Below are 11200 nucleotides of genomic sequence, written 5' to 3' on the forward strand. Positions count from 1 at the left end.
CTTTTATTAGGACTTTTTACTTTAGGGAATCTGAGTTTAATTTTTTCTGGCTTGGCAGGGCACCCTGGCAGGCGTGAATATGTTACTGCCGTAGGTGAAATAAAAACAGTTACTCTAAGCGATGGAACAGTAATGTCAATGAATACAGATACAAGTGTCTATGTTGACTTTGAACAATCAGAACGTAGGTTGTATTTGTTGAAAGGTGAAATTATGATTTCTAGTGCACAGGACATAAAACCTTTTTATGTAACGACGCGTGATGGCAAAGTGGTACCAATTGGAACTTATTTTATAGTAAATCAACGTGAGCAAGAAACCATAGTGAGCGTGTATGAGGGAGTTGTGGAGTTACGGCCAATGAGAAGCATACAGTTTGTGCAATTAAAAGCGATGCAGCAAGCTGCTTTTAATACTAAGGGGACTATGCCGATCCAGCAATTATCGACTAGTCGAGCATTATGGCTGGAGCATAAAATACAAGCAACCAACAGTAAATTAACTGATTTTATAATCGAACTCGCTAGATACCACCGTGGTGTTATCAATGTGGCGCCAGAGCTTGCTAAATATAAAGTAACAGGTATTTTTTCAATAACGAATATAGATAAAACCCTACATCATCTTAGTGAAATTTTGCCGATAGAAATTACTTACTATTTTAAACGTTGGATATATATTAAGGAAAAGCCTAAAAATCTACATTAAAACCTTGGTCTAAGTTGAGTGTTAATATTGTATCTGGTCATAAAATTATCTATCCAACTATCATAGGTCGTGTTTATATTAATGCAGAAGTTAGGTTTTGATTTAATGATTATTAGTTGTTATTGTAGTAATTACTGTTGTACCTCCAGTCACTCAATTAATAGGCATTGATGCTTCCCAAAAAAATAATATTTTATATTACGGTAGAGGGCGTGAAATTACATAATATGCACATATCATTAAAAATAGTGCCACAACACTAGCCAGCAATAAAGAGGGTTGCCCCCCTAAATAAAACAAAATATAGCCAACGGACATGCCGAGACTTGCGATTATCTTTACTGGTTTAGAAATAGTGCCATGCGTTTGCCAATTGGTGAGAGTTTCCCCAAAACGAGGATGATTAAGTAGCAGGTACTCAAAACGCTTTGATGAGCGGCTAAAACAAAAAACTGCACCAATCAAAAAAACAGTTGTAGGCATAATAGGTAAAAATAAACCTATTATGCCTACTCCGGTTAATAAAAATCCACTTACCAAGTATGTTATTTTTTTTAAGTTACCAGCAATTATTTGCGGGCTAGTTTTATTTATGAATTTCATAATTTACCATTTCGTTTTTGCCAGCTCATACAAATAGTTACACTACACGTTATTCAAATACACTATCAACGGTACTACGTACTAGGCTAAAAGCATCCCGGGCACCATCAATGACAAGGCTTTGCTGTTCATACGTGAGCTCAATAGCATTTAAAGCGGTTGTAAATACTTTCCATGACTGTCCGCGACCAATCGCTGCTGGAGCCAAATGAGTGGCACCAAACTCTTCTGATAGGCCAATACGTTTTGCTGCTTTTAATAAATACTCGGCACCTAAGTTAGATCCTTCAGATACATAAAGCCAACCAAGAGAAGCTGGGTAGTCAATGTTTGGCAAATTATTCTCGGCTTTCATATCATTAATATCGGCATTTAAATCTAAATAATCTTTTTTAAGATAACTAAGACGCGCTCGTTCAGGTAAATCCGTAAATAAACATAGCAGCTTAGGATCACAATAGAGAGGCGCTATGGCTAAATGAAAACGATACTGTACCGCTAAAAATAAAGCGTAACGGCCTAAGTCTGTAAAAGGTCGTTTTGTCATAATCATCTTATCTAAGCTGTCATGTGTGGTTGTGGTGTCGAGCTTTAGCCTTTGGGCCAGAGTGAGTATTTTAGCTTCTTCGTTAACGTGTAACTCTTCAATCATGGTCTATCCTTTAGTATTAACTATTTATCATGTAATTAGTAATGGTTATATAAACACAGCGATATCGCTGTTAATGAATAAAAAACGCAACAGGAACGGCCATGCTAATTGGGTCCCCTGTTACTGTGTTAGGAGGTGCAGGCAAAGGCTCTGCACGTCTAACTAATTCGATGACCTCTTGATCTAATGTAGCTATTCCACTGGGCTTAAATAGGGTGACATCCAGTACATTCCCCTCTCTGTCCATGGTAAAGCTTACCCACGGAATACCTTGTTGACCCCGTAATTTAGCCATTCGTGGGTAACGTTTTTTCCTTTCTAAATGTAGCTGTAACGCACTTTGCCAAAGTTGTTTAGCCGAACTTTCATGTTCACTCAAAGCACCTTTTACAGGGCCAGATGCCACTTTGGCTTCTTTTACTGGTAACGCAGCAGGTGCACTCGTTTGATCTACGTATTGTTCACTCGCCCCCGTTGCCGTTGTGCTATTAGGTTGTGACTTCGGCACAACGTCTATTTTTTTCTCAGTGGTTCTTTTTAATGGTTTACTTGGCGCAGGCTTAATTAGTTTGTCTTTAATGGTAAAGTCAGACTTACTTTCTATAATTGGCTTTACTAAAGGCTCTATTTTTGTAGCCTCAGGTTCACTGCGCTGCTGTTTCATTGGCGTTGATTCTTGTTGCTTTGGCCCAACAGGTAGCGCTAATTGTTCAGACTTTGGTGCAGCAACAATGCTTACCTCAAAGACCTGTGGGGATGCTTGGATAGGCACATTGTTATTATGTTCTTTTGGTAATAAAAAATAACCTGCAATAGCAAAGTGTAAAATAACAGCCCCTAAAATAGCGATAATTACTTGCCATGATACTAAGCGAGAAGCTTTCTCAGTGGTGCCTATAAACATACTCACTGGGCAACGTCCGTTTCGTGTTTTAAGCCCACTAGCGCCACTTTTGAGTAGCCTGCTTTGGTTAATTGATTCATTAATACCATAAACTGCCCATATTCAACTTTGCTATCAGCACGCAATAAAATACGTTGCTCAATTTCAATTCCATACTGCTTTAGTTCTTGAGCCAAATTTTGTTGTTGAATGACATCGCCCTCACCAAATATTAAGGTTAAGTCTTCTTGTAACGTTAGATAGGTAGGATCGTCATTCTCTGGATGCGCTGGGGCTGCAACTGCAGGAAGTTTAACGGGCACGCTCACTGTAGCAAGGGGGGCTGCGACCATAAAAATAATCAGTAATACCAACATCACATCAATAAAAGGGGTAACGTTAATTTCATGCTGTTCATCTAAACTATCGTTATCGGTATTTTTAGTAGTAAATGTCATTATTTAAGACTCTTTAGATACGATGTTAACAGGGCTTTTATCATCATTAAGTAAGATAGCTAAAGGCTTTGCTTGAGGGTTTTTTCTATCAAGATCACGACTAATTAGTATCATGGTGGCAGTAAGAATGTCAGTCAACATAGCTTTATAACTGCCAATCGAACGAGAAAAATGGTTATACATAACAACAGCTGGAATTGCTGCAACTAAACCCAAAGCGGTTGCAAGTAGTGCTTCGGCAATACCTGGTGCGACTACGGCAAGGTTCGTTGTTTGTGTTTTAGCAATGCCAATAAAGCTGTTCATAATGCCCCAAACAGTACCAAACAAACCAACAAATGGTGCTACAGACCCAATAGTTGCCAGTACACCAGTGCCTAGATTCACATTTGCAGATATGGATGCTTGTACGCGTTCTAAACGAGCTACTAAGCGCTCTTTTAATGCTTCGTCTGTAGTCGGCCCTGCAGCACTAAGATGTAACTCATGTTGAGTTGCCGTTAAAAATATTAGCGCTTCGCTTTTTTGTTGTGTTAAATCATGGCTCGCCTCTGAAAAGCTTGTGCTTTGGAGTAAATGTGTAAGTAATTTTTTACTGTGCCGTTTGGCAATATTTAGCTGTATAGATTTAAATATACAGATAGCCCATGATATTAATGATGCAATAAGCAGCCCTATAATTACACTTTTCACTACAATATCAGCGGCTTTGTACATTCCCCAAGGAGATAGGTCATGTGTTTCAAAAGTGGCTTCACCAAGTTTATGCTCTACATTAGTTACGTTAATGGCCTCATCACTAGATGGTGTAATAGATGGTTGTTCGACGACTGATGAAGTAGCTACTATCTCACTTGTTACTATTGACAGAGGTACCTCAGCGGCGTGTATTGTCATAGACAATTGTACAATTCCAATACTTAGCAGGGATAATAACAATATAGCTTTTGTAAACATTTTGATTCCTTATCTTTTTTAATATGGCCCACAAACTCAGCTGTGTATTAGCAACAAGCAATATTAAAGTATGCATCTGATGGGTTACTTTATTAGTTATATAACTAGATGCCGAACGAGAATCGGTTTTCATCAATTAATAACAAAATTATTTTAATTAAACTTTACTGAACATTATAACTAACTGTTGAATGAGAATGAAAATCATTTATAATGTTGGCTGATATGCTACAGGAAGACCAAAATTTTGACCAGAAATACCGCTAATTCAGCAGGGTTTAATACGCTTTATCAGGAACACCATGAGTGGCTTGTTCGCTGGATTGCGCGTCGTACCTATAGCACTGACACTGATAGTGCACAAGATCTTGCTCAAGATACGTTTATACGTTTATTAAATAAAACTTCTTTATACAGCGAAATACGTAGCCCAAGAGCATGGCTTACAAAAGTTGCTGGTAACTTAGTAACCGATGACATACGGCGCAAGATTTTAGAAAAGAACTATGTAGATTTTTTAGAAAGCATGCCAGAAACAGCCTATTTCTCACCGGAAGAGCAATTTCAGTTATTGAGGCTATTAGAACAAATAGACCGGTTATTAAGTGGTTTAAGGCCAATTGAAAAAACAGCATTCTTAATGGTTAGACTAGATGGGCTCAGCTATAAAGAAGTGGCAAAACAACTCGATGTAAGCTTATCATCTATTGAAAAGTACATCGCGAAAGCCATGTTTGAGTGTTATACCCTCACTTATTCGGATTAAAAGTAATAGATGGATACCACTGTTGTGCAAAAAGCAAAACACACGCCGTTACCTGATCAAATTGTGCAACAAGCGATTGCTTGGTGTATTTGTTTCGAGTCAGGCAACGCACAATCTAAAGATCTTGATGAGTACCAACGTTGGCGCTTAGCTGATCCTATGCACGAACTGGCATGGCAGCGGATTGAGTTATTAGAATCAACATTTTCAGGCGCGACAAAAAAAAGCGCCAGCATCGTTCATTCAACGTTACAAAAAACAGATCGTGACATACAGAGCATGAGCCGCCGCCAAGCATTAAAGAAAATAGCAGGTACCACTCTTACTTTAGCAAGTGTTAGTTGGTTAGCTGATAAACAAGGCGCTTGGCAATACCTTAACGCAGATTATGCAACCACTAATCAACGTGAACTTTTTACGTTAGCCGATAACAGTCAGCTTTGGCTTAATAGTGGCAGTACCGTTGAGCTTAATTTTAACAACCAAAATAAACACATTCATTTAACGCGTGGAGAAATGCAATACACCGCCTCAGTTAGCGCACAGCCGCTCCAAATAAAACTTAATCATGGAGTGCTAATAAGTGATAGTAAACAGTTTTTTGTGCGTCATGAAGATGACCATGCACTAGTTAAAGTTATGCAGGGCAGTATTGTTGTACAGCAGCCAAATACTTTCCTCACTAACCAAGTAATGAATGCAGGAGCGCTTTATAAAATAACCTCAAATTCAGTGCAGCAGTTAGATAATCATATATTTGATTACAGTAGTTGGACCGAAGGGCTTCTTTCTGTGCGGAACATGCCCATAAAGCATTTTTTAGCGGAGTTATCACGTTATCACCGTGGGTTTATAAAATGTGCGCCAAATTTAGATGATTACTTAGTATCTGGGGTGTTTCAATTAAATGATACTAACCTCATTTTAACAACTCTTGCTCGCACTGCTCGCGCTAAAGTGCATTACATGACTCGTTGGTGGGCTGAAATACGGCCTTAATTATTCAATTAGTTACCCAGTTCAATAGAGTTATATAAAAATATAAGATAATTATCATTTAACCTTACGGGGTTTCTATTTTCATGCGTCATATAAGTATGCATTAAAGAAATAGGAAATCATTCATGCCCCGCGCTGCACTACACTTATTATCCGTTGTAACTTGTTTGTTGGTTATCACACCCACTGCAAGTTTAGCTGAACAAGCAACAGCGACATCACAAATAAAAATGATCAATTTTGATCTACCCGGGGGCGAACTAGGGGATGTACTTAGATTATTTTCGCGCCAAGCCGGTGTAACGCTGTCATTTGAAGAGCGGACTGTACGTGGTTTTTCAGTTACTGCAATGTTAGGTCAATACAGCACTGAATCAGCATTGTTGACGCTATTACAAAATACTGACTTACAGGCCTTACCAATTAGTAGTCGTGCATGGTTAGTACAGGAAAAAAACCAACAAGATTTAATAACCCTAAATACTATTAATGTGCAAAGCCGTAACGTTGATCTAAAAGATCAAACCTACACCGAAGCTGCCTCAGTAAACTTGATCACTCAGCAAGATATTCAACGTTTTAGAGGAACCAGTGTTGGCGATATTTTTCAGGGCACGCCGGGTGTATTGATCAGTGAAAACCGCAACTCTGGTGGTCTCGATATAAATATTAGAGGTATGCAAGGACAAGGTAGAGTACCTGTGGTGATCGACGGCAGCCGCCAAGAAACCACGGTTTATCGCGGTTACTCTGGGGTGTCAAGTCGTAGCTACATTGACCCTGACTTAATCGGAACACTTAAAATTAGTAAAGGCCCGGTAATGAGTGCTGATGGCACCGGCGCGACGGGTGGCTTAGTGAGTGTAAGCACATTAAGCGCCGATGATATTGTAAAAGAAGGCGAGTTAACGGGCTATCGATTGCGTGTTAGCGCCATTGGAAATAGCTCAAATGCACCCGATCCTGGGACTTATGCGGGTTATTATTTAGCACGTAATGCGTACCGCTCCGAATGTCGGTTTTCGAGCTACTGTAGCGATCAATATTTAATGCCAGAGCGCTTTGCACCTGATGAAGGCATGGATAGACCAAGCTTATTTAAATTTAGGAGTTATGCCGGTAGTTTTGCAGCAGCGAAACATTTTGAATGGGGCGACCTTATTGGCGCCTATGCAAAAAGAGAGCAAGGTAACTACTATGCAGGCAGTAATGGCCCTGCACCAGAGGTCATTTACGGCGAGCCAGACAAACTTGCTTGGTACACTGAAACGCAAGTATCAATGCAAGGCGCGTCACGTTTTCGTGCTAATGAGCGTATCCCCAATACTAACTTTTCGAGTGAATCTTGGCTGTTAAAAAGTAATGTACTGCTGCCCGATGATCAAAGTCTAGAAATGAGCTATATACGTTATAACAGCGCGTATGGCGAAATGATGCCTTCACAAATACGTTCTTTTGGTCAGGCAAGACAATGGCTTGATAGCGAAGTAACCAATCAAACTTACACATTGCGATACCGTTGGCAGCCAATTAAATATGACTGGGCTGATTTTAAAGCCAATATTTGGCATACCGATGCACTTACTCAGTTAAATACCCCAGGTGTTGGCTCAGTAGATATTGCTGATAATGTCGCTCGCAGTGATGACTATCAACGCTTTGGAACTGATATAAGTAATAGCATGATGTTTTACTCAGCAGGCGAATTAGAACTAAGTTATGGCTTTGCTGGACAGTATGAAAACATGGACACTAACACCCCTGAAACCGAAGGTTTTTATGTGGGTTCGCGCAGCGGGTGGCGTAAAGAGTTCAGCGCTTTTAGTGCAATAGATTGGCAATTTGCATCAGCATGGTCACTAGAAGCAGGTTTACGTTTTACTCATTTTTCTTCTAAAGACAACAATCCTCTTGCTATAAACACGAATGATCCCGCCTGCATATCTGACGATGCAGGTGGTTGCTTAGAAGTGCAATATGAAAATAGTCATTCAGGTACTGCGCCGTTAGTCGCTATAAAATGGCAAGCATTTAAAGGATTACAGTTTTACCTTCGCCATAGCGAAGCATTGCGCATGCCGAGTTTATTTGAAAGCACCTCAGGCTGGTCTGTAAGCCCTGTATTAGATATCCCCTTAGAACCTGAACATGCAACTAATCAAGAAGTTGGCCTAAATTATTTAAACGACTCATTACTGGCCAATGATTATAAAGTGGGTTTCAAGCTCGCGTATTTCCAAAACCACATTGAGGACTACTTAACCCGCACCCAGCCAAATGCATGGGAGCAAAAGCAAGGTGGCTTTGACTTCTTCCGAATGCGAAATATCGACAGTCTTGATCTAAATGGCTGGGAACTTAATTTTAGCTACGACACAAAATACTGGCTTGTAGAATTAAGCGGTACGCATTACACCCATATTGAAGTGTGCAATGTAGGGAGTTACGTACGTTACTACTGTAATGATTGGGGCCTACCTGAGAGTTATATAAACAACATGATCCCGCCAAATTGGCATGCAAGTGCTCACCTTGGTGTGCGTTTATTTGAACAGCGGTTAGAAGCGGGACTAAGAGGCACTTTCATGGGACAACGTAACTCAATCCCTCGTTACAACGCTCCAACAGGGTTTAATGAACCCGTCCTTTGGCACAGTTATAACCTGCTGGATATCTATGCCAGTTATAAATTTAACGATGATACGACACTCGATTTCACCGTAGACAATGTCACCGATCGTTATTACCTCGATGCCTTGAGCTTGGGTTTAGTACCTGCACCAGGAAGAACAGCACGACTGAGCTTAACCTTACAATTTTAACTGATAACACCTATCAGACAGGAGAATAAAAGCATGAAAAAAATATTTGGCGTAATCGCTATCATCGGGCTTTCGCTCACTATGTCGGCCTGTGGCGGCAGTAGTGATAAAAAAGCCGACACCGAAGTACAAGTCCCGCAGCAAAAGCCAATCGCTGTCATTGAGTTACAATCGCCCACGGAACAAATATTTTCATTAGAAGCTGGCGCGGTACAAGTAACACTCAATGCTGATACAAGTACCCATGCCGAAGGTACTAGCTTAACTTACACGTGGCAGCTTATTGAGCGACCAGCTGCAAGTAACTCAGATATTACCAGTGCAGACAGTGCAATAACTGAATTTACAGCTGATTTCCCCGGTGTATATGTAGTGAGCTTAATCGTAAACGATGGCACCAAAAACAGCGAAGCTGTTCGTTTTACGCTCACTGCAACCAGCCCGTATCCAATTGCAATTACTGAGTCAATTTATAGTGTAAATTTGGGCACTGATAGCATTGGTCTTGATGGTAGTCAAAGCGTAACACCGACTGGTGAAACCGGCTCATTAGAATACCAATGGGAGCTTATTGAAAAGCCAACAGATAGTACGGGCTATTTAAACAATGCAGATCAAAGTCAAAGTACTTTATTTGTTGATTTAGCCGGTGATTACAAACTGCAATTTATAGTGACTTATAATGGCATTGCCAGTGAGCCCGTTAATGTTACGGTTAGTGTGGCAGAGGGTAATGCACCACCAGTTGCTAAAGCAGATGACATTACTATTATTTTAGGTGAAGAAGCCGTACTTGATGCCTCATCGAGTATTGATCCAGAAGGTGAGCAACTGCAATATCGCTGGCAATGGGGTTATAGCCCAACGGAGCCTGATAATGTACCCTTGCCAAAACTTGACGGTGCAACAACCGCCAAAGTGCGTTTTACTCCACAAGCTGTAGCAAATTATAAAATAATGCTATTTGTATTTGATGGCACGCGAAAAAGTGAAGAAAAAGAAATAACCGTCACAGTCAATAAAAACCCTGAAGCGACAACCAATGCGGCACCTATTGGTGAGTTATCAGCAACTGGTTATTATCCGTCTTACAGTATTGGTGAACAAGAAGTTGGTCTTCGCGCCGAGTTTAACTTTACTGGTTATGATCCAGAAGGTGAAGCGCTGCAAATTATCGACGCGACACTTGTTGAAAAACCTGAAGGTAGTTTAGCTGAGCTTGTTGATATAGGCTCTTGGAAACCGATGGGTAAAAAAATCCAAAAGTTAGATATAGCAGGTACTTATTTAGTTCGAATGGTGATTTCTGACGGTGAAAATCAAATGTCACTTGATGCCACGATGGAAGCAAAAGTAGGTAACGTTAACGGCCAACCTTCAACAAGTGGCGTTAATGCACAATCAAAATCAGTATTGGTTGGTGATGCGTTAGTATTTGATGCTTCAAGTAGCGATCCTAATGATGACCCAATTACCTTTCACTGGGAGCTAACAGATAAACCTGATGGCAGTAACGCGACAATTGAAGCCGTGATCGAGCCAGAGAGTCAAGAGTATCGCCGTGCAAAAGTGATCACCGATGTGCCAGGTTCTTACACTGCACGTTTGATTGTAGAAGATGACCGTGGCTTATTTGCCAAAACATATGCGCAAGATGATGGTTTAGCTAAATTAACCAACACAACACCAGAAATACGCTCAGTAGTATGGGCACGTAACTGGGGGCGTTTAAGGCCGGGTGAAGACTATTATCAAATTCTAACATGTATGTCGTTATCGCATCGCCCGGAGACAATTGATGCCGATGGTGATGAAGTATTCACGCATGAAGAGCTGATCAGTACACCTGAAGGCGGCGAGTTTACCAGTAGCCCAAGTGAGGCCGATTGCTCTAACACCCGAGGTCAAGTATTTACTAAACCAGGAACGTACACATTCAGATACTCTGCAACAGACTTAATTGATGATGCTCCACAGTACGATTTTGTAGTAAAAGTTGACCCAATAGCTGAGGCTAAAGGTGTTCGTTTACGCAGTTTAAATGACAATAATGAAAGCTTATGGCAACCATTACCATATGAAAATATCCCTCCATTTGCTAATGACTTTTATGCAAGCTCTAAGCCTTTCCTTGAAGAAGGTTATGTAAGGTGGTCATTAACTGCAACAGATGCAGATTACACCATCGAAAATCTACATGTTAGTCATATCAATGGTGATTTAGAAAGCTTAACACCTCGCTTTGAAAACTTAATGCAAGGGCAAGTTATTGCCAAAGGTGAGTCAGTTGAGTTTAAAACTGTATTACCTGCGGTAACGTGTGTTGGAAACAAAGAGGCATCAGAAGGATTT

At 40.4% G+C, this 11200-nt stretch carries 10 protein-coding genes; 5 read left to right on the forward strand and 5 right to left on the reverse strand.

Annotation, left to right across the window (positions count from 1 at the left end):
- Positions 1-708 (forward strand): FecR family protein (locus ACT3RM_RS15105; RefSeq protein ID WP_444511405.1); only part of this gene is annotated, 708 nt, incomplete at its 5' end.
- A gap of 198 nt (positions 709-906) precedes the next feature.
- Here the strand turns inward: ACT3RM_RS15105 and ACT3RM_RS15110 are convergent.
- From ACT3RM_RS15110 to exbB, 5 genes are all read right to left on the reverse strand, one after another.
- Complete coding sequence (locus ACT3RM_RS15110; RefSeq protein ID WP_179808324.1) at positions 907-1311, reverse strand: YbaN family protein; 405 nt, start codon at positions 1309-1311, stop codon at positions 907-909.
- 49 nt (positions 1312-1360) lie between these two features.
- Positions 1361-1963 carry a biliverdin-producing heme oxygenase gene (locus ACT3RM_RS15115; protein WP_086995613.1) on the reverse strand — a complete coding sequence of 201 codons (603 nt, stop codon included), beginning with the start codon at positions 1961-1963 and terminating at the stop codon, positions 1361-1363.
- A 70-nt stretch (positions 1964-2033) separates the two neighbouring features.
- Positions 2034-2867, reverse strand: a complete 834-nt coding sequence (locus ACT3RM_RS15120; protein ID WP_086995610.1) for an energy transducer TonB — start codon at positions 2865-2867, stop codon at positions 2034-2036.
- A gap of 2 nt (positions 2868-2869) precedes the next feature.
- Entirely contained in the window at positions 2870-3304 is a 435-nt protein-coding gene (locus ACT3RM_RS15125) for a biopolymer transporter ExbD (protein ID WP_086995608.1), read from the reverse strand.
- A gap of 3 nt (positions 3305-3307) precedes the next feature.
- Positions 3308-4261, reverse strand: a complete 954-nt coding sequence (gene exbB, locus ACT3RM_RS15130) for a tonB-system energizer ExbB (protein ID WP_086995605.1) — start codon at positions 4259-4261, stop codon at positions 3308-3310.
- A 247-nt stretch (positions 4262-4508) separates the two neighbouring features.
- Between exbB and ACT3RM_RS15135 the strand changes: the two genes are divergently transcribed.
- From ACT3RM_RS15135 to ACT3RM_RS15150, 4 genes are all read left to right on the forward strand, one after another.
- The gene (locus ACT3RM_RS15135; RefSeq protein ID WP_086995602.1) at positions 4509-5027 is read left to right on the forward strand and encodes a sigma-70 family RNA polymerase sigma factor; all 519 of its coding nucleotides are present in this window, start codon (positions 4509-4511) and stop codon (positions 5025-5027) included.
- A gap of 9 nt (positions 5028-5036) precedes the next feature.
- Positions 5037-6026, forward strand: coding sequence for a FecR domain-containing protein (locus ACT3RM_RS15140; RefSeq protein ID WP_192532256.1), 990 nt, complete (start codon positions 5037-5039; stop codon positions 6024-6026).
- Between the two features lie 125 nt (positions 6027-6151).
- Positions 6152-8848, forward strand: coding sequence for a TonB-dependent receptor domain-containing protein (locus ACT3RM_RS15145; RefSeq protein WP_444511406.1), 2697 nt, complete (start codon positions 6152-6154; stop codon positions 8846-8848).
- A gap of 33 nt (positions 8849-8881) precedes the next feature.
- Positions 8882-11200, forward strand: a 2319-nt coding sequence (locus tag ACT3RM_RS15150) for a hypothetical protein (RefSeq protein WP_444511407.1), incomplete at its 3' end; no start/stop codon positions are given.

It is taken from the genome of Pseudoalteromonas sp. AOP7-A1-14, assembly GCF_052376275.1.
GTDB lineage: Bacteria > Pseudomonadota > Gammaproteobacteria > Enterobacterales > Alteromonadaceae > Pseudoalteromonas.